This is a genomic window from Donghicola sp. XS_ASV15, assembly GCF_041224595.1.
Lineage (GTDB): Bacteria > Pseudomonadota > Alphaproteobacteria > Rhodobacterales > Rhodobacteraceae > Donghicola.
The window spans coordinates 1-17,818 of sequence record NZ_JBGFGN010000129.1 but is presented as its reverse complement, the minus strand read 5'-3'; the positions used below and the strand labels follow the sequence as shown (position 1 = coordinate 17,818).

At 57.4% G+C, this 17,818-nt stretch carries 19 protein-coding genes and 1 pseudogene; 8 read left to right on the top strand and 12 right to left on the bottom strand.

Annotated features, from left to right (window positions below):
- From addB to regB, 6 genes are all read right to left on the bottom strand, one after another.
- Complete coding sequence (gene addB, locus AB9K37_RS08405) at window positions 1-2,958, bottom strand: double-strand break repair protein AddB (RefSeq protein WP_369837137.1); 2,958 nt, start codon at window positions 2,956-2,958, stop codon at window positions 1-3.
- Window positions 2,945-3,637 (bottom strand): nucleotidyltransferase family protein, encoded by a 693-nt coding sequence (locus AB9K37_RS08400; RefSeq protein ID WP_369837133.1) that lies wholly within the window; start codon window positions 3,635-3,637, stop codon window positions 2,945-2,947. Before AB9K37_RS08400 ends, addB begins: the two co-directional genes overlap by 14 nt.
- Window positions 3,634-4,578: an aminoglycoside phosphotransferase family protein gene (locus tag AB9K37_RS08395; protein WP_369837130.1), complete on the bottom strand. Its 945-nt coding sequence runs from the start codon at window positions 4,576-4,578 to the stop codon at window positions 3,634-3,636. The genes AB9K37_RS08400 and AB9K37_RS08395 overlap by 4 nt, the downstream gene beginning before the upstream one ends.
- Window positions 4,575-5,036: a tRNA (adenosine(37)-N6)-threonylcarbamoyltransferase complex ATPase subunit type 1 TsaE gene (gene tsaE / locus AB9K37_RS08390; protein ID WP_369837127.1), complete on the bottom strand. Its 462-nt coding sequence runs from the start codon at window positions 5,034-5,036 to the stop codon at window positions 4,575-4,577. Before tsaE ends, AB9K37_RS08395 begins: the two co-directional genes overlap by 4 nt.
- Entirely contained in the window at window positions 5,020-5,904 is an 885-nt protein-coding gene (locus tag AB9K37_RS08385) for a PAS-domain containing protein (RefSeq protein WP_369837124.1), read from the bottom strand. The genes tsaE and AB9K37_RS08385 overlap by 17 nt, the downstream gene beginning before the upstream one ends.
- Before the next feature lie 202 nt (window positions 5,905-6,106).
- A complete protein-coding gene (gene regB / locus AB9K37_RS08380; protein ID WP_369837121.1) occupies window positions 6,107-7,495 on the bottom strand; it encodes a sensor histidine kinase RegB in 1,389 nt (462 codons plus the stop codon).
- A gap of 91 nt (window positions 7,496-7,586) precedes the next feature.
- On the opposite strand from regB, the gene AB9K37_RS08375 reads away from it, so the two are divergent.
- Together AB9K37_RS08375 and AB9K37_RS08370 are read left to right on the top strand one after the other, a co-directional pair.
- Entirely contained in the window at window positions 7,587-8,210 is a 624-nt protein-coding gene (locus AB9K37_RS08375; RefSeq protein WP_369837118.1) for an SCO family protein, read from the top strand.
- 79 nt (window positions 8,211-8,289) lie between these two features.
- Window positions 8,290-8,841: an ActR/PrrA/RegA family redox response regulator transcription factor gene (locus AB9K37_RS08370; RefSeq protein WP_369837115.1), complete on the top strand. Its 552-nt coding sequence runs from the start codon at window positions 8,290-8,292 to the stop codon at window positions 8,839-8,841.
- Here the strand turns inward: AB9K37_RS08370 and AB9K37_RS08365 are convergent.
- Entirely contained in the window at window positions 8,834-9,427 is a 594-nt protein-coding gene (locus AB9K37_RS08365) for an HD domain-containing protein (RefSeq protein WP_369837112.1), read from the bottom strand. The two genes, AB9K37_RS08370 and AB9K37_RS08365, sit on opposite strands and share 8 nt — an antisense overlap.
- 558 nt (window positions 9,428-9,985) lie before the next feature.
- On the opposite strand from AB9K37_RS08365, the gene ahcY reads away from it, so the two are divergent.
- From ahcY to AB9K37_RS08345, 4 genes are all read left to right on the top strand, one after another.
- Entirely contained in the window at window positions 9,986-11,374 is a 1,389-nt protein-coding gene (gene ahcY / locus AB9K37_RS08360) for an adenosylhomocysteinase (RefSeq protein ID WP_369837109.1), read from the top strand.
- Between the two features lie 145 nt (window positions 11,375-11,519).
- Complete coding sequence (locus AB9K37_RS08355) at window positions 11,520-12,092, top strand: PRC-barrel domain-containing protein (RefSeq protein WP_369837106.1); 573 nt, start codon at window positions 11,520-11,522, stop codon at window positions 12,090-12,092.
- 167 nt (window positions 12,093-12,259) lie between these two features.
- Window positions 12,260-12,601 (top strand): DUF2853 family protein, encoded by a 342-nt coding sequence (locus AB9K37_RS08350; protein ID WP_369837103.1) that lies wholly within the window; start codon window positions 12,260-12,262, stop codon window positions 12,599-12,601.
- Window positions 12,602-12,661: 60 nt separating this feature from the next.
- The gene (locus AB9K37_RS08345; protein WP_369837101.1) at window positions 12,662-13,315 is read left to right on the top strand and encodes a hypothetical protein; all 654 of its coding nucleotides are present in this window, start codon (window positions 12,662-12,664) and stop codon (window positions 13,313-13,315) included.
- Window positions 13,316-13,466: 151 nt separating this feature from the next.
- Here the strand turns inward: AB9K37_RS08345 and AB9K37_RS08340 are convergent, their stop codons facing one another.
- Genes AB9K37_RS08340 through tsaD form a run of 5 tightly spaced genes read right to left on the bottom strand, consistent with a single transcriptional unit; the run spans window position 13,467 to window position 16,633 of the window.
- On the bottom strand, window positions 13,467-13,868 hold the full coding sequence (locus tag AB9K37_RS08340; protein ID WP_369837099.1) for a DUF1761 domain-containing protein: 402 nt from the start codon (window positions 13,866-13,868) through the stop codon (window positions 13,467-13,469).
- 29 nt (window positions 13,869-13,897) lie between these two features.
- Window positions 13,898-14,320 carry an EVE domain-containing protein gene (locus AB9K37_RS08335; protein WP_369837097.1) on the bottom strand — a complete coding sequence of 141 codons (423 nt, stop codon included), beginning with the start codon at window positions 14,318-14,320 and terminating at the stop codon, window positions 13,898-13,900.
- The gene (locus AB9K37_RS08330) at window positions 14,320-14,592 is read right to left on the bottom strand and encodes a YciI family protein (protein ID WP_369837094.1); all 273 of its coding nucleotides are present in this window, start codon (window positions 14,590-14,592) and stop codon (window positions 14,320-14,322) included. The genes AB9K37_RS08335 and AB9K37_RS08330 overlap by 1 nt, the downstream gene beginning before the upstream one ends.
- Complete coding sequence (locus tag AB9K37_RS08325) at window positions 14,592-15,548, bottom strand: NAD(P)H-dependent glycerol-3-phosphate dehydrogenase (protein ID WP_369837092.1); 957 nt, start codon at window positions 15,546-15,548, stop codon at window positions 14,592-14,594. Before AB9K37_RS08325 ends, AB9K37_RS08330 begins: the two co-directional genes overlap by 1 nt.
- A complete protein-coding gene (tsaD, locus tag AB9K37_RS08320) occupies window positions 15,545-16,633 on the bottom strand; it encodes a tRNA (adenosine(37)-N6)-threonylcarbamoyltransferase complex transferase subunit TsaD (RefSeq protein ID WP_369837090.1) in 1,089 nt (362 codons plus the stop codon). The genes AB9K37_RS08325 and tsaD overlap by 4 nt, the downstream gene beginning before the upstream one ends.
- A 135-nt stretch (window positions 16,634-16,768) precedes the next feature.
- Between tsaD and AB9K37_RS08315 the strand changes: the two genes are divergently transcribed.
- On the top strand, window positions 16,769-17,434 hold the full coding sequence (locus AB9K37_RS08315; RefSeq protein WP_369837088.1) for a uroporphyrinogen-III synthase: 666 nt from the start codon (window positions 16,769-16,771) through the stop codon (window positions 17,432-17,434).
- Window positions 17,435-17,501: 67 nt separating this feature from the next.
- A pseudogene (locus AB9K37_RS08310) lies at window positions 17,502-17,818 on the top strand (hypothetical protein); the annotation flags it as partial.

Sequence of the window (17,818 nt, the reverse complement as noted above, 5' to 3'; positions counted from 1 at the left end):
TCATTCCAGCACCTCGGGATTGGCATCGTCGGTTGGCTCCCATTCGCCGTAGCGGGCCAGATGGTCGAAATCGCCCTCGAACGTCTCGTTCTTGACGGCACGGCGCGAGGTGTAGCCCTTGTCCACGTCGCGATAGGACGACAGCAAGCTAAAGAACTCGCCCTTCACCTTGTCTGTCGGGTCTTTGTCCAAGGGCGCGGCGGTTTCGTCCATTTCCTTCAGAGAGATGTAGATCGCGCTGGCGACGTCAGCTGGGTCGATGCCATGGAACGCGCCCTCTTCGGCCATCATCGCCATCAAGAGCAGCTGTTTGTCGAAATAGGTCTGCTCTTTGTCCTTGGGTGCGCCGCCGGTTTTATAGTCGAACAAATGCAAGCGGCCTTTGTCGTCCTGATCAATGCGGTCGGCCTTGGCCGTCAGGGTAAAGTCCCCGACGTTGATCGAAAGTTTGCCGGTAACCTCTCGGCCCAGTGTTTGCAGCCGTGTCTGGCGTTCGGCTTCTGCCTTGATGAACCAATCGGCGAACTTCTCAATCCGGCCACGGTAGAAAGTGCGTGTGACGGTCCACGGAACTTCTTCCAGCAGTACACCATCAGCAATCTTCAGCAGGCGTTCGCGGTCTTCGGCAGTGCCTGTAACGGGCCCCGCCTTGGTGAATAACTCTAGCACGCGGTGCAACACAGTCCCGCGCAAGCGGGCGTCCGGGTCACGACCCAAAGGGTCCAGCTTGCGCAGGCGCAGTACATGCTTGGCGTAGATGGCGTAGGGATCCCGGATTAGGGTCTGGATTTCCGTCACTGACATCTGGCGTGGGCGCGCCTCGATCGGGGGGCACGGGCTGGGACGTTGTGCCCGTGGGATGTCGCCCGGAATTTCCATAGCTTCGGCAAGCTCGACCCAATGGCGTCCGCGCTTGCGCATGGCGCCCAAGGCTTCTGCCCCGTTGATCATCGGCAGGCCTGACATAAGGTTCGTAAGCCGATTCAGCCAGCGCGACGGCACGGTTTGGGCATCGTCCGAGCGAACCGCGCGGGTCAGCACCACCTCTGGCGCCGTGATCGCCTGTTGGAAGTCATGTGCGGCCAAGCCAATGTCCCGCTCTGGCAGGTTCAACCCGACTCGCGCGCGCATCGCGCGGTTCAGCCACGGATCTGGGCGCGGTGCGTTGGGCCACGAGCCTTCGTTCAAACCAGCAAGGATCATCACATCAGCCCGCTCGACCCGCACATCGCGCGTGCCCCAAATACTGAGCATCGGATGGCCCGTATCGCGGTCTCGGATTTCGGCGCCAGTCAGCACACCGTAAAGCAGCCCCACGTAATCAAAGGCGGTGATGTCGCCGCCCACATGCGCCTCTCGCCGGAATTCGTCGATCAGGGGTTTCGTCACGCGGCCTGCTGCATTTCGCCAGAGGGTCGAGCTTTCGCCCTCGGGACCAGCGACGATGCGGATCGTGCGCTCGATATGATCCTCGACATAGGATTGCAAAGGCGCTTCGCCCAAATCAGGCAATTGCAGCAGGTTCTGGGTGATCCACGCCGCCCATGCGGCGGTTCCTTCTTCGCCTTTGTACTTGGTTTCGATCCAAGCTTGGAGCCACCGTTCATCAGGATACGCGATACCTTTGCGACGGATTTCCAATTCCAGATCGCGTGTGCGACGAAGATGGTTTCCGCGTGCCTCCTCGCCGGAGAGGTGGCCAGAGTGGGTTAGCGGGTGCTTCAACACGCGCAGCAGCGCATCCGCACTCACCCGGGTACCGTACAGCTCTGCCATTTGGCGCAAGATACGGCCCGGAGGCGAAAGGGGCACCAGATCGCCTTTGGAATCGTCAGGCACAAGGTTCCAACGGTCCAAGGCGGCTTTGACCATGCGGTTGAGCACAGGATCGGAACTGACCAAAGCAGCAGAGCGCCCCTCTTCCAACGCGCTGCGCATGATCAAAGCGATGGCATTCGCTTCGGTGCGCGGATCGGGGGCTTCGACCAAGGTGAGCTGCGCAGCAGCGTCTGTTAGGTCTGGCAGACTGGGACCTTCGTCCAACCATGCATCGGTGACGGGCGCGGGCCGCAGCGCCAAGGAGACGAGCCTGTTTCTGGCAGCATTCACCGGGCCGATGTCGCACCAAGGCAGGACGTCCTCTTGGGCAAAGCCGAAGGTGTCCATCAGATTCCGGAACCGGAACTGGGGATGATCCTCGGCCGTCAGAACGTCATCCATGCCGGACCATACCTTTGCGGGCAGGTCGTAGTCGAAGCCGGGCAGGACAATCGCGCCCTGAGGCAAACGGGCGACCGACTGCATAAAGGCGCAAGTGGCGCCGCGCGATCCGGTCGAGCCTGCGACAATCACGGGATGCAGAGGGACGTGTTCTTGCCAGTATGTTTCCAAAGCCTCAACAATCATCCGCTGACGTGCCAGCCGATCGGGTTTGGTTGCGCTGTCCTCGAGGAACTGCTCCACGATCCGCACGAAGGTCAAAGCCCGCTGCCAGTGGCCGGATTGATCGGAAACATCCAGTTCATGGAGCTTTTGGGGATCAACCCGTTCTGACTGCATTTCGTCCATCAACGCAGCGAGTGAATCCGCCAAAGAAAACAAAGCGGTGCGCGGCGCGATATCGGGCGCAGTCAGCAAGAGTTGGCGGATCAGCGTCACCAGCTCTAAACGCTTTCTCAGCGCGGGTACGGCCGGTGGCATTGGGTCGGGGCCGGGCAGCTCCGCCAACTCGCCGATTAACCGAATGCGGGGCAGCAGGCGCGCGCCCCTTTCGTCAAAAATTTCGTGCATACGCCGCTTCATGCGCGCCGTGTTCACGTATACTTCGACTTGCGCCTGTTCGTGTGGGGGCAACCGGTCTAGGCGGTCCATCAGGCCGAGCGTAAAGTCCCGCGTGAAATCTGCCCCCATCGGCATTCCAAAGACGCGCGGACCGCGAATTGGGTCAAATAGTGCCATAAGTTTCCAGCATTTCCTCGGCCATCGTGATGCCGCCGGGATGCCCGACGTCGCACCAATGGCCGTCATAAGAGATGATATACAAGCGCTTTGCTTCGATCATGCGCGTCCAGAGCACGTTCAGCGAAAAGGTGTCCTCGGGGACATCAAAGAGGCCGCCCGTTTTGATGATCTGTGCCCCGCTGTAAATAAGACCCGGTCCGCGCTGAGCTGGATTGTCTCCGTTGGAGACAAAATCGCCCTGACCCTTGTGGCCGAGCGCGTTCTCCTTGGGCAAACAGAGCAAGAGCGCATCCATTTTGTCCGCGTCCCAAGCAGACTGAAGCACCGCCAGCGGGTTCGGGCCCGACCAGACGGCATCCGTATTCATCGTAAACACAGTCTCGCTTCTCAGCAGGGGGAGCGCGTTTCGCAAGCCTCCACCGGTGTCCAGAATGTTGGGTGTCTCATGGCTGATAGTGATGCCGCTGCCCCCGAGATGCGCGGCGATCTGATCCCCGAGGTAGTGTGTGTTCACCACGATCCGAGGCGCCGAAGCCTCTTGGACCAGATCAATTGCATGATCGAGCAACGGACGATCCGCAACAGACACCAGAGGCTTTGGCCGGACTTTGGTTAACTCTCCCATTCGGGTTCCAAAACCGGCCGCAAATAGCATCACAGGGTAGCGCAAAGTCATGTCGTGCTCTCCAGCCATGGGTCCAGAATACCTGCCACATCTGACAGGTGCGGATGTGCCAGATTTCGGATCAGATTTGCGCGAACGCGCGGCACGAAATCGAGATATCTGGTTTTGCCATCTCTCGAGGCGAGACGCGCAAAAATCCCTAGAATTCTGAGCGCACGGCCAACACCATAAAGCGCGTAGGCCGCGTAGAAATCTGTACTGTCATGGTCCGCACATGCCATGTATCGGAAGGTCATCTCTTCTTCGATTGCAGGATCAACATCTCGGCGTGCATCCTGAAGCAAAGAAACCAGATCGTATGCGGGATGGGCCAGCATAGCATCCTGAAAATCCAAAAGACCTGCCGCCCCGAGGCCACTTGCTTCGCGGAGCATCAGGTTTTCAGCGTGGTAATCGCGCAGCATGGTCACTCGGCGCCCACGATCAAAAGGGAGTGCTGCGCGGATCAACGCGTCTTTCAAAGGAGCCGCCATGGTTTGATCTGGAAGCGGTTTCCCTGGCAGCGCCCATTCAAAAATAAGGGCCGCTTGCGTCGCCATTGTCTTGCCATCGTAAATGCTGCGATCCGCCATCGCAGGCACCCGCGATAGATGGATCAGCACATCGGTAGCGAGCTCGTAAAGATTGGATGCGTTCGCCGCGTCTTTGTCTGTCACATCGGCAAAACGCGTGTCTCCGAAATCTTCGGTGATGAGCAACCCTTGGTCCGGTTGTGCTGCATAGATTGTTGGAGCAGCGAGGCTCTGCGCTCGCAAGTAGTGATCGACCGCAACAAATGCATGCGTGCTGCCATCGTTGGGCGCTTGCATCAGAATCGCGCTGCGCCCTTTGCTGTGAAGTCGCGCATATTGGCGGGCAGATGCATCACCGGTCATGGGTTGGATATGAGCATTCTGCCAACCTGCTGCCTGTAGAAAAGCGCTCAGGCTCATGACAGACCTTCAAGTTTCGCGCGCCAAGTCGGAGAGGTCAATGCCACGGTGACACGGCGAGACGACAGGTCATTCCCCACTTCGAAGGCAATACGCAGAGCTTGATCCGGTGCCGCCTCTCCTAATCGGTCGGGCCATTCGATCAGGCAGATCGCTGTCTCGAAGGCATCCTCGAGGCCCAGTTCGATGGCTTCGTCCGGGTGACTCAGGCGATAAAGGTCGCTGTGCCAGATCTCGCAGTTTGGCCCGTCGTAAACCTGCACGATAGTGAATGTCGGTGACGGAATATCCTCGGGTTCGGTCAGAAGCGCTTGGATGAGAGATCGCGCAAAGTGAGTTTTGCCCGCGCCAATCGGCCCCTCGAGCAAAAGGACATCCCCCGCAGCTAAGAGCGGGGCAAGTGTTTCAGCGAAGCGCTGGGTTGCTTCTGGGCTTGAGAGATCAAATTGCTTTTCCATCGGTTGCGAAGATGGACCGAGCGCCCTCTACCTGCAACCTGCTGTGCGCAGTTTCAAACAGAGAATTCATCTCTTCCCGCCGCAGAAAGCGAAGCATGGTACCGCCACCGGTCACCGGATTCACGCGGACCGAATATTTGTCACCATCAAGGAAAGATGCGTCAAAGCTCCATTCATCGCGATGATCTAGCCGCTCGGAAAAGGCGGCGAGCTTGTTCCAGTTCTGGTTGATCGCTGTTTGGGATTGCCATTGACCAATAGCATCGCGCATCCGTCCGACTTTTCGCGCTTCGGCGGTGCCCCAGCGCTCTTTGAATGCGCGGTTCGAGAAGGACAGCTGGCCGGTGCCAGAATACACGCACAATGGCTCGTCAATGCTGTTCAAAATGGATTCGTTCTGGCGAACGCGGGCGCGAATGCCGCGTGTCGCGCTGAGTTCATTCGAGATATCCTCAATCATCAAAGACATGCTTCCATTGCGGAACGATTGCGCGGTCACGCGGTATGTCAGTCCAGATGGCAAACTCCATAGCTCTTCGACCATGTCGGGGGCATTCTCACCGAGCTCGGCGTATTTCTTGCGCCATGCTGTGTAGTCTTTGGGTTCTGGTAAAATACCTTGGCTGCGAAGCTGATCAAAGAAATCCAGCAGCCGCGGGCGGCGCGTCAGAATATCGAGAGGAAGCGCGGAAAGCTCCATCAATGCTGGATTAAAGAGCACCAACCGCCCGTCTCTGTCAAAAATCGCGACACCAACCGTCAGATGTGCGAGTGTTTTGGTAAGCGTCTGGATGAGACTGCCGCCTTGTGCTTCGGCTTCCTGATCCATCAGATCCGCCGCGCTATCTTTCTTTGGACTTCTGCGCACTGAGTCACTCTCGGGTTGTGCCGGAGTGTCTCTGGAATGTGTGGCGATCAAGATCGCCAATGCTGCAAGTGCGCCTGCAAGAATTGAAGAGGCTACAAGGACTAAAACAAGATGCGGTGGCAACGGTAACATGTAACTCTCCCTAAGAGATAATCTCACGGTAGAGTTGAAATTCAGTAGCGCAACTATCTAATTGCGAAAATTATATCATTTGTGGGTTTTTGGACCCGATTTTTGCCCTTTCCCCCTTGGAAGCCTCGAATTTAGCCCTAGGGAGCACGACTTCAACGATCGCGCCGCACTGCTCTGAGTTGAGCGATTCGGGTTCTGAAGCATTAGATCCATTCGCAAAAGTCAATTCAGCGCCTATACGTTCTAGTAACGTTTTGGCGATGAAAAGCCCCAAGCCCATGCCCTCGTACTCGGGCCGCTGGCTTAGATCGCGCTCTACTCTGCGCCTGCGAACGAAAGGATCACCGATGCGACCAATTATGCTGACGGGGTAGCCCTTGCCATCATCAATGATGCGGACAGTGATGGTTTTCTCGGTCCAGCGCGCCTCGATCCAGACTGTGGTCCGAGAGAAATCGACTGCGTTCTGCACTAGATTCCGGATGCCATGAATAAATTCGGGCCGACGCAAGATCGTGGGGACTTCGGAGTCGTCTTTTTGGTCAAAGTCAAAGATGACCTCTGCACCGCGCGCTGTGTGAGGTTCTGCTGCTTCTTCCAGAACCGTGGTTAAGGGCGCATATCGCAAATGCAGGTCATCTTTGCCGGCGCGTCCCATGGTCTGAAGGATGTCACGGCAGCGGTCTGCTTGCTCTCTGATCAGCAGCGCGTCTTCTTGCAGGTCTGGACGATCTTCCAACTCATCGGCCAGCTCTGAACTGGTCAGCTTGATTGTCGCGAGCGGGGTTCCCAACTCGTGCGCCGCCGCCGCCACCACGCCGCCAAGATCTGTGAGCTTCTGCTCGCGAGAGAGCGCCATCTGCGTGGCTTGAAGCGCGTTTGACATTGTATGCATCTCTGATGTGACGCGGCGGGCATAAAGCCCGAGGAACATCACTCCGATGACGATTGCCAGCCAGGTTCCGAAAACGAACAGGTCGGGAACCGTCAAAACCTCGCCGGCCTGAGTGTGAAGGAGGATGTGGTATTTCGCCAGCAGCGTGACAATCACAACAGCGGTGGTCCCGAGGATCAAATAAGATCGCAGGCTCATGACCGCAGAGGATACGGTCACTGGCCCAAGGACCAGCAGTGCAAAGGGATTGTGCAGGCCACCCGTCAGATAAAGCAGGAACCCCAGTTGCAGGATGTCGAAAAGGACCATCAGGAAGTTCTCGGTTTCTGACAGGCGCTTGTTCTGCGGAAAGACGAACAGGGAAATCAAGTTACCGATGACCGAGACACCAACGGCCATAAAACAAAGCCCGATTTCGAGCTGGAGACCATAAAGCCATTGGCCCACCGAAATCGCCATCAACTGCCCGCCAATTGCGAGCCATCGCAACAAGATCATGGTGCGCAGGCGGACAAAGTGGTTTGGGCCACCGAAACCGGTCGAGAATAGGCTAGTATCTGCCATGACGATGACTACTTAGGTTGCGACAAGGTAAACCCTTGTTACGGGCCGCCGCTTTTGGTATCAACGGCACGATTGTACAAAGGAGATGGGGATGCAGAAAGCTCTGGCTATCGGAGCAGCGGCAGCGGTCGCAATCGTGGTTGGCGGAACAGCAGCATTTGTTCTGACACAGGGGCCTGAGGACGCATTTGCGGATTGTCGCACAACCCAGATCGCGGGCGGAGCCTCCGCCATTGGCGGTCCGTTCGAGTTGGTGAATGGTCGGGGCGAAACCGTGACGGACGCAGAGGTGATCACAAAACCCAGCATCGTTTACTTCGGTTACACCTTCTGCCCCGATGTTTGCCCCTTTGACACGGTCAGAAATGCCGAAGCCGTCGATATTCTGACCGAGCGCGGATATGATATTCAGCCTGTCTTTATTTCTATCGACCCGCAGCGCGACACGCCCGAGGTCGTGGATGAGTTTGCCAAGAACGTGCACCCAGACATGATCGGTTTGACCGGTTCGCCAGAGCAGGTGAAAGCCGCCAGCCAAGCCTATCGCACCTACTACAAGAAAAATGAATCCGACGATCCTGACTGGTATTTGGTGGATCACTCGACCTTCAGTTATCTCGTCAAACCAGAAGACGGCTTTCTTGAATTCTTCCGCCGCGAACTGGGGCCAGAGCAAATGGCCGATGGAATTCAGTGCTTTCTAGATCGCAAGTAGTCGCTGCGAATGTTTGACGCACACCGACCTTAGCCCTAAAACTAGAGGGCCGGTATGCTCGGTGGGGGAGGTATTGATTATGGCAGAAGCGCAGCTCGACATTGGTGTAGACAAGACACTTTTGCTCGTCGACGACGACGAACCCTTTCTGAGGCGACTGGCCAAAGCGATGGAAAAACGCGGCTTCGCTGTCGAGACCGCGGATTCTGTTGCTGGTGGCAAAGCTGTCGCGACGGCCCGCCCCCCTGCCTTTGCGGTGGTGGATTTGCGGCTCGAGGATGGCAACGGTCTGGATGTTGTTGAAATCCTACGCGAGCGCCGGCCGGATTCTCGGATTGTTGTGCTGACTGGATATGGTGCGATCGCCACTGCCGTTGCGGCGGTTAAAATCGGGGCGACTGATTATTTGTCCAAGCCTGCTGATGCAACCGACATCACGAATGCCTTGCTGGCGACAGATGATGAACTTCCGCCGCCCCCCGAAAACCCGATGAGTGCGGATCGCGTGCGGTGGGAGCACATTCAGCGCGTCTATGAACTGTGTGATCGCAACGTGTCAGAAACCGCGCGCCGATTGAATATGCACCGCCGCACGTTGCAGCGCATTCTGGCGAAGCGCTCTCCTAAATAAGCGCGAGCAATTCTGTGTGCCGCTGTGTGTAGTCTTGGCGGACTTCAATTGGCGGGCGCAGCGTAATCTCGATCTCTTTGAGCAATGAGTCCGATGGGCGCCCGAAAAAGCTATTGGCTTCGGGTTCTTCGAAGCCTGCGATTTGGACCGCTTCAAGCCACGCGCTCACTCGGTCTGCGCGCTTGATTGCTGCTTTGACAGTCTTTGGAAGCGCCGCGGGCAGACCGAACCTGATGTGAATCGCGGCGGTCAGTTTCGCGTCCAGTTCAGAATAAGAAGGTCCAACCGCTGCTTTGACCGGAGAAATCATGTCGCCGATCACGTATTCAGGCGCATCGTGCAGCAAGGCCGCCAACCGCCACTTTGGCGGCGCTTTGGGGTTCTGAAGAGCGTAAATCTTTTCGACGAGCAGAGAATGCTCTGCAACAGAGTAAGCATAGTCCCCTAGTGTTTGGCCGTTCCACCTTGCGACAAAGGCCAAACCGTGCGCGATGTCCTCTACTTCGATATCCAGCGGTGTCGGATCCAACAGATCCAATCGGCGACCAGACAGCATGCGTTGCCAAGCTCTGGGAGGTGGGGGCATCGGGCGCTCCTATTGCAGTGTCTCCTCATTAGGATGAAGCGTCTCAAAAGAAAATGGCGCGGTGCTGCTGTCCGCGCCATTTGGTACCATTTTACTCTTTACTGCAGTCAACTTGGCTTCGCGCTACATCGGTGCCTTTGGTGCCACTTTGCTTATCAGAACTTGAAAATAAGCCGCTCTGACGGGTCTGACTGGGTCCGTGCCGTTGCGGTGTTGGGGGGCCGCTCAGGCGATATCCGGTTGAAAAATGCAACCTGAAATTTTGCAAAACCAACCAGCGTAACGCTAGCATGGGGGTGCTATTGTTTCGCAAAGTGATAGAATGAGATTGGAAGATCTGTCTTCGGTATGACTACCCCAAAGGCTAAAGGTCACTGATAAAAATAGAACAATAAGTCGTCCGATGTGAGGTGTGGTGGTCGCCCACCACACCTACACTTTAGGATAATGTTTCCATTGTTGAAACAGTAAAAATGCATTTTTCTATCTGCATTGTCGGTTGGGGTCTTGAATGCTATTTCGACCGGCAAAAGACGCTAGATCGAAGGAGAGCCTCCCATGGCTAACGACTACATCGTCAAGGACATTTCACTGGCCGCCTTTGGTCGCAAAGAACTGGACATCGCCGAGACCGAAATGCCGGGCCTGATGGCGCTGCGCGAAGAATACGGTGACAGCCAGCCGCTGAAGGGTGCGCGCATCGTTGGTTCGCTGCACATGACTATCCAGACCGCGGTTCTGATCGAAACGCTGGCGGCGCTGGGTGCGGACGTCCGTTGGGCATCCTGCAACATTTTCTCGACCCAAGACCACGCGGCCGCGGCGATTGCCGAAGCAGGCATCCCTGTGTTCGCGATCAAAGGTCAGACCCTCGAAGAGCATTGGGACTATCTCGACAAGTCCTTCATGTTCGAAGAGGGCCCGAACATGATCCTCGACGATGGTGGCGACGCGACCCTGTATGTTCTGCTTGGTGCCCGCGCCGAAGCTGGAGAAGACATCATTCCTGTCCCCTCGTCTGAGGAAGAAGAAGTCATCAAAGCGCAGATCAAGAAGCGTATGGAACAGAGCCCCGGCTGGTTCACCAAGGTGCGCGACCAGATCAAAGGCGTGTCCGAGGAAACCACCACAGGCGTCAACCGTTTGTACCAACTGGTGCGTGACGGCCAACTGCCCTTCCCCGCGATCAACGTTAACGACTCGGTCACCAAGTCGAAGTTTGACAACAAGTACGGCTGTAAAGAGTCGCTGGTTGATGGCATCCGCCGCGCCACTGACGTGATGATGGCCGGCAAAGTGGCTGTGGTCTGTGGCTATGGTGACGTGGGCAAAGGCTCGGCCGCATCGCTGCGCGGCGCTGGGGCCCGTGTCAAAGTCACCGAAGTTGACCCGATCTGTGCACTACAGGCGGCCATGGACGGCTTTGAAGTCGTCCTGCTGGAAGACGTCGTGGACACCGCAGACATCTTTATCACCACCACCGGCAACAAAGACGTCATCCGCATCGAGCACATGCGCGAGATGAAGAACATGGCGATCGTCGGTAACATCGGCCACTTCGACAACGAAATTCAGGTTGCCAACCTGAAGAACCACAAGTGGACCAACATCAAAGACCAAGTGGACATGATCGAGATGCCGAGCGGCGCCAAGATCATCTTGTTGTCCGAAGGCCGTCTGCTGAACCTAGGCAACGCGACAGGTCACCCCTCGTTCGTGATGTCTGCATCGTTCACCAATCAGGTTCTGGCTCAGATCGAGCTGTGGACCAAAGGCGACGAGTACGACAACAAGGTCTACATTCTGCCCAAGCATCTGGATGAAAAGGTGGCTCGCCTGCACCTCGACCGGATCGGCGTGAAGCTGACCACTCTGGACAAAGATCAAGCGGACTATATCGGCGTGACCCCCGAAGGCCCGTTCAAGCCGGAACATTACCGTTACTAACAGGCTGTCGGCGGGAACCTGCACAGGGTTTCCCCGCAGTCACAGCAAGTTATCGCCAAATTTGGCGATTCCAAGCTCCGGCGGAAACATTCGCCGGAGCTTTTCTGTTTCTCCTCCACACTGCAACTGGAGAAGGAAAACCATGATGACCTTTATGACCAAACTGATGACCGCCGCTGCCACCACCGCTTTGATGACTGGCGCAGCTTATGCAGAGATGAGCAACACAGACATGGATGCTCAGACCGAGGTTGATGGTCAGATCATGATGGAACAACCCATGGACGGTGACACCGCGATCGGCACCACCACGGACATGGGCACCCAAGCTGACGCTGCTCCGGTGATGCCGATGGACGAAGGCACCACCGAGATGGCACTGGCCCAGAAGACCGTTGATGACGTCATCGGGATGGAAGTTGAGGCAATCAATGGCGAAGATGTTGGCGAGATTGACTACGTGATCGCAGGTGAAACAGGAGTCGAGGCCGTGGTCGGCGTAGGCGGTTTCTTGGGTCTGGGTGAATACACGGTCGCCTTGCCCCTGAATGATTTTGCCGTCGCAGAAGATGAAACGCTGATCCTGTCGCAGGACGCTGATGCCCTGAAGCAGATGCCGCAGATCGATGAGAGCGCAATTGAAAGCCTGCCTGGTGACATGGTAATCGCAAACGCGATGAACGGAACCGTCGCCCCGGGCATGCCTGACAACTCGTGATAGATCGTGCATCGGTTTGATTTGGGCGCGCCAGATGTGGCGCGCCCTTTTCTGTGCTCAGAACGGCCTGCGCGCAGAATTTTCTTGTCTGGACGGCAACCCCGCTCTTACGATTTTCGTGCAAGTATAGCGAGTGTGGGCCGTGCGCCCGAGATGGGAGAGACGATATGGGAAAACGTGACGATCTGATCGCCAAGTATGCCGAGGATCTACGCGAGAAATGCGGGACAGAACCGGACATGGACCTCTTGAAAAAAGTCACGATTGGCTGCGGTCCATCGATCTACAATGCTGATGCCTCGACCGTCGCAGGCAGCCAGCCATCCGAGCTGGAAACCGTCAAGAAGAGCTTCCTGATGAAGAAACTCGGCCTGTCCGATGGTCCTGAATTAATGGATGCGATCCAGTCGGTGATCGAGACGTATGGCCGGTCCGAACGCAACAAGTACCGCGCGGTGATGTATTACCTACTTGTCAAACATTTCGGGAAAGAATCGGTTTACGGCTGATCTATCAGCATCTTAACCAATAGGGCGGGCTTTTTTGCCCGCTTTTAACGCTTTGAGCTCATGGAACTTCGGAAACCTTCTTACATCACGCCACTCTTATTCACGCCCTTATTTGGTCTGATCGGCTGGGGCCTGGCACTATGGCAAGGTTTTCGCGGTGATTATGCTTTGGCGGCGTCAGCCTACTTCGCATTTGCCTCGTATTTGCTTCTCTTTCAGCACTCTGCTTTGACGATCGATCTGCCCAAAGGGTTCTCTTTGCAAAGAGTTGTCTATGGCGCACAGCAAGGCATCTGGTTCGCTGCGGTTACCGTGTTTTTTGATATCCTCGATGACTCGCAACCGGTTCGGCTGACAGTCGGGTGGTTGATTGCTTTTAGCGTTTTCGGAACGTTCAGCGCCCTCTTTGCCCGCCCAACTGATCCAGCAGTCGCCTCTGAATTCGAGGCCCCAGACGAAAACGCGCGCTCCAAATTTCAACGGATTTGGGTGATGGCCTATCCGGTACTGGGACCCGCTTTCTGCATGCTCATGTTGTCGACCCAGAATACGCCGCTTCTAACCGCAATTTTGATCGCTGTTCCGATCGGTTGGGCGACTGTGATGAAGCGCAAAGACCCAGAACGTCACAGCGGCGAATGGTACGCAAAAAATCTGGGGATGCCGATGATGATGGGGCTAATGGTGTGGGTTATTTTTCGGGTCGATCTGTAATCGAATAAAATGCCCCCTTCTATTTGTTTGCTAAGGGGACAGCGCACGGTCTATTCATAACTCAACAGGCTAGTACGGCCGAACCAATCCATCGCGTGTGTGGGAGCATGTGGGGAAAGGGGTTCGGCCACGGGTTTGGCCGGACCCCGCTTCATCTTAAAAACAACCCCAAGATCGCGCCAATGATGGCGCACCCGCTGATCGCGTAGCCGCTATTGATTGCCGTCAATGTAAACGGCCGTCCTTCGTAGGCGTTGTTGATCATGATCCAAGGGGAAATGAAAAACAGCCCGATGCCAAGACCTGATGCGAGACCACCGCCGAAGCTGGCCACGCCAGAGGAAGCAAATACGTGCCGCATCATTCCTGCCACGAGGATCATCGCAAGCGCAGAGAGCAGATATGGCAGCGGGTTGTCGCTTCCAACAGGCTTACCGTTTTCATCAACGGCCATGCCGGTTGCCGCGATCCATTGTTTTGAGAGCTTCATGTAATAGGCCGCTCCGAACAGCCAAGCGGCAGCGGCGGCAATAAGTACCGAGAAAATGCCCATGAGTGGGTCCTCCTAAACGCAGAATGCGCTCAGGATACTGGATAGCCACCCAAATCGCAGAGAAGTTTCCATTCTTCTTCCGTCACAGGCTGGACCGAGAGGCGCGACTGTTTTACCAGCGCCATTTGCGCCAGTCGTTCATCCGCTTTGACCTGATCCAGCGTGACTGGCGTCGCGAATGGCCCGACGGCCTTTATGTCCACGCAATCCCAGCGTGGATCGTCAGTTGAGCTGTCGGGATGGCTCTCGGCGATCACTTCGACCACCCCGACAATCGCTTTGTCTTTTTGCGAGTGGTAGAAGAACCCGAGGTCCCCGACCCTCATCTCTCGCATAAAGTTGCGAGCTTGGTAGTTGCGCACGCCGTCCCATTCTTCGCCTGCGTCGCCCTTGGCGACTTGGTCGTCCCAAGACCACGTGTCGGGCTCGGATTTGATCAGCCAATAGCGCATCAGCCGATGACCTTTTTCCAAGCGATAATTTCAACGGACTCGAACAGATCAGCGGCTTTGTAGGGGTCGCCTGCGGCCCAAGCCTGCGCTGCGTCCATGTCATCGACGTCCAGAATGACCAGCGATCCGCACATCTCGCCTGCGGCATCCAGCAGAGGGCCGGCTTGGGCAACGACGCCTGTGTCTTTGATATAGGCAAGGTGTGCGTCACGGTTGGCTTTGCGAACCTCAAGGGCGCCAGCTTTGTCACGGGCGGTCAGGGCAAACAGCATCAGATTTCCTCTTTTAATGGGCGGGACAGCAGCTTTTGCATGCCCTGCGATACATCTAGACGGCCTTCGACCAGCGCGGCAACCACCGAGGTGATCGGCATGTCGATGCCTTTGTCATGGGCCAGACGGGCAACGGCGCGCGCGGTCGCGGCGCCTTCGACTGTGATGGTCGGATCATAGTCCGCGCCCTGCCCCAGCGCGAAGCCATAAGCATAGTTGCGGCTGGTTGGCGACGTGCAGGTCAGCGTCAGATCGCCAAATCCGGACAAACCCATTAGCGTTTCGGGGATCGCACCAAGCGGTCCGGCGATCCGCATCATCTCGGCAAATCCACGGGTGATCAGGGCGGCGCGGGCGGATTCCCCAAGGCCCGCACCCATTACGGCCCCCGCCGCGATGGCGATGACGTTTTTCAGAGCGCCGCCAAGTTCCGCGCCCACAGGGTCCGTACTGCGGTACAAGCGGATGGTTGCGGAGCTAAGCGATTCTTGCAGCTCTTCGCCAAGGATTGGATTTTTACAGGCCAGCGTCAGCGCGGTCGGTAGGCCCCTTGCGATATCGATAGCAAAGCTGGGGCCTGTGATGATCGCAGGGGCGCGCGTGACTTCGGCCAGAATAGCGGTCGGGCCGCGCAGGCTGGTCAGATCGACGCCCTTGGAACAAGCGACAAGCGTCTTGCCCCGCAGCAGGCCAGTATTTTCAGCAACAAAAGCAGCTATGGACTGCATCGGGACAGCCATCAGAATCGTGTCGGCGGCACAGGCGGTGGTCAGATCGCTGGTGACGGTCAGGCCGTCGGGCAGGTGGATACCCTTGAGCCGTGTGGCATTTTCACGGGTCTTTTGCATGGCGGTGGCGGCATCCGGATCGCGGGCCCATAGGGTGACGCCGCGCTCGGCCAAAGTGATGGCGAGCGCTGTACCGAACGCCCCTGCCCCCAATACCGAAACGCTCATGCTTTGGCTCCCTTTTTGCCGCTGCCGATCATGGGCGCGGATTTTTTGTCCAAGGGCCAGCGCGGGCGGGCTTGCAGGGTCATGTCGTCAGTCTCGCCCAAAGCGAACCGTTCCAGCCCCGCATAGGCGATCATCGCGCCGTTGTCGGTGCACAGCTTCAGGGGAGGCGCGGTGAAGCCTGCGCCTGCTTCCTCGGCGACTGTGGTTAATGAGGCGCGGATCGCTTGGTTCGCGGCGACCCCACCCGCGACGGCGATCATGGGCTGGCTGGGGTTCAACTCCATGTAGACCCGCAGGGCGCGGCGGGTCTTCTCTGCCAGAACGGCAGTGACAGCCTCTTGGAAGCCAGCGCAAAGGTCAGCTTGGTCTTGGGCGGTCAGGGTGTTGTCGGTCATCACCTCGTCCCGTGCGCGCAAGACAGCGGTTTTCAAGCCGGAGTAAGACATGTCGCAGCCCTCGCGGTCCAAGAGCGGACGGGGGAAGCGGAACCGTTTCGGATCACCATCGCGCGCCCGTTCCTCGACCGAGGGGCCGCCGGGTTGGGGCAGCGCCAGCAGGCGGGCGACTTTGTCGAACGCCTCTCCGGGGGCGTCGTCGATGGTGCCGCCAACGCGGCTGAATTCGTCCGGTCCGCGCACAATCAGGAACTGACAGTGCCCTCCCGAGACCAGCAGCATCAGATAGGGATAAGTCAATCGGTCGGTCAGGCGCGGGGTGAGAGCGTGGCCTGCCAAATGGTTTACGCCGATCAAGGGTTTGCCCAAAGCGGCCGCGATCCCCTTAGCGCACATGACGCCGGACAGCACACCGCCGATCAAGCCGGGGCCTGCGGTTACGGCGATCGCATCAACCTCGGACAGGGAAACCATCGCTTCGGACAGGGCCTGCTTGACCGCTAGATCGACCTTTTCAGCATGGGCGCGGGCGGCAATCTCGGGGACCACACCGCCAAAGGCCGCGTGCAGTTCGGCTTGCCCCATCACGATGTTCGACATCACACGGGCATTGCCCGCCGTCCCGCGCACGATGGCGGCGCCGGTGTCGTCACAGCTGCTCTCGATACCAAGGATCGTCAGGTCGGACATCTGTCTCTTTCATTGCAGGGCGGTTTGTCCCGAGGTAGCACTGGGACAAAGACCTTACAATGCCGAGACCTGATGGACCGTCCCGCCGCCAAGATCCTGATCACGCGCCCGCGCGAAGGGGCCGAGCGGTTTGCGATGGAATTGGCGCAGGTGATGCCTTGTCCGATGCCTGTTCTGATCTCGCCAGTTCTGGACATTGCTCCCCTGCCCGATCTGTTGCCCTTGGATCATATCAAGGGATTGATTGTGACCTCTGCAAATGGGGTAGAGAGCCTGATCGCGAAAACCGACCGCCGCGATTTGCCGGTCTATGCGGTGGGTGAACGAACGACTGCTGTAGCGACGCAGGCCGGGTTCAATGCGCGGCAGATGGGCGAAGATGCGGAAGGGCTGGTTGAAGGGCTGCTGAGACTGGGACCAAAGGCCCCGCTGCTCCACCTTCGAGGCGAAGTTTCGCGGGGCGATGTCGCACAGCGTTTGTCGACTCATGGTATTCTGACGCGTGAAAAAGTGGTCTATGCCCAGAATCCTGTGGACCTGTCCGAAGAAGCAAAAACGCTGCTTGATGGAACTTCTCCGGTGGTCTTGCCGTTGTTTTCTCCGCGGAGTGCCAAGCTGTTAGCGCAACAAGTGACCGGGACTGCCCCGCGTTATGTTGTCGCGATAAGCTGGGCCGTCGCATCGGAACTGCCGCAAGGATGGGCAAAAACCATTATTATTGCGTCAAGGGCGGATAGTCCTGCTATGGCAAAGGGCATTGCTGGCCTATTTGACGAGGACGGATTTATTGTGAGCTCCTGAATAAGGGGCTAAGTTGCGGCAAAGAATGCTCGCAAGGCTATTTGATTTTAGGGGGGTTGAGACGACCATGGACCAAAAACCAGCCAAGCCGGAAGAGACGCAGGACGCGTCGTCCGAAATTCAGGAAACCGGCGCTGAGCTAGAGTCCCAAGAGTCCGAGACGGTTGCCCCTGAAACGCCTGCGGAAGAGACCGCAGATGTCGTCAAAAAAAACGATGACAGCGCTGAGGCTGTAGAGGACACTTCTTCCGAAGCCGAAGCCGAAGCCGAAGCCGAAGCCGAAGCCGAAGCCGAAGCCGAAGCCGAAGCCGAAGCCGAAGCCGAAGCCGAAGCCGAAGCCGAAGCCGAAGCCGAAGCCGAAGCCGAAGCCGAAGCCGAAGCCGA

Bases quoted from the DNA above. Each gene is read 5' to 3' on its own strand.
- addB (WP_369837137.1), bottom strand. From the start codon at position 2,958: ATGGCACTATTTGACCCAATTCGCGGTCCGCGCGTCTTTGGAATGCCG.
- AB9K37_RS08400 (WP_369837133.1), bottom strand. From the start codon at position 3,637: ATGACTTTGCGCTACCCTGTGATGCTATTTGCGGCCGGTTTTGGAACC.
- AB9K37_RS08395 (WP_369837130.1), bottom strand. From the start codon at position 4,578: ATGAGCCTGAGCGCTTTTCTACAGGCAGCAGGTTGGCAGAATGCTCAT.
- tsaE (WP_369837127.1), bottom strand. From the start codon at position 5,036: ATGGAAAAGCAATTTGATCTCTCAAGCCCAGAAGCAACCCAGCGCTTC.
- regB (WP_369837121.1), bottom strand. From the start codon at position 7,495: ATGGCAGATACTAGCCTATTCTCGACCGGTTTCGGTGGCCCAAACCAC.
- AB9K37_RS08375 (WP_369837118.1), top strand. From the start codon at position 7,587: ATGCAGAAAGCTCTGGCTATCGGAGCAGCGGCAGCGGTCGCAATCGTG.
- AB9K37_RS08370 (WP_369837115.1), top strand. From the start codon at position 8,290: ATGGCAGAAGCGCAGCTCGACATTGGTGTAGACAAGACACTTTTGCTC.
- AB9K37_RS08365 (WP_369837112.1), bottom strand. From the start codon at position 9,427: ATGCCCCCACCTCCCAGAGCTTGGCAACGCATGCTGTCTGGTCGCCGA.
- ahcY (WP_369837109.1), top strand. From the start codon at position 9,986: ATGGCTAACGACTACATCGTCAAGGACATTTCACTGGCCGCCTTTGGT.
- AB9K37_RS08355 (WP_369837106.1), top strand. From the start codon at position 11,520: ATGACCTTTATGACCAAACTGATGACCGCCGCTGCCACCACCGCTTTG.
- AB9K37_RS08350 (WP_369837103.1), top strand. From the start codon at position 12,260: ATGGGAAAACGTGACGATCTGATCGCCAAGTATGCCGAGGATCTACGC.
- AB9K37_RS08345 (WP_369837101.1), top strand. From the start codon at position 12,662: ATGGAACTTCGGAAACCTTCTTACATCACGCCACTCTTATTCACGCCC.
- AB9K37_RS08340 (WP_369837099.1), bottom strand. From the start codon at position 13,868: ATGGGCATTTTCTCGGTACTTATTGCCGCCGCTGCCGCTTGGCTGTTC.
- AB9K37_RS08335 (WP_369837097.1), bottom strand. From the start codon at position 14,320: ATGCGCTATTGGCTGATCAAATCCGAGCCCGACACGTGGTCTTGGGAC.
- AB9K37_RS08330 (WP_369837094.1), bottom strand. From the start codon at position 14,592: ATGCTGTTTGCCCTGACCGCCCGTGACAAAGCTGGCGCCCTTGAGGTT.
- AB9K37_RS08325 (WP_369837092.1), bottom strand. From the start codon at position 15,548: ATGAGCGTTTCGGTATTGGGGGCAGGGGCGTTCGGTACAGCGCTCGCC.
- tsaD (WP_369837090.1), bottom strand. From the start codon at position 16,633: ATGTCCGACCTGACGATCCTTGGTATCGAGAGCAGCTGTGACGACACC.
- AB9K37_RS08315 (WP_369837088.1), top strand. From the start codon at position 16,769: ATGGAATTGGCGCAGGTGATGCCTTGTCCGATGCCTGTTCTGATCTCG.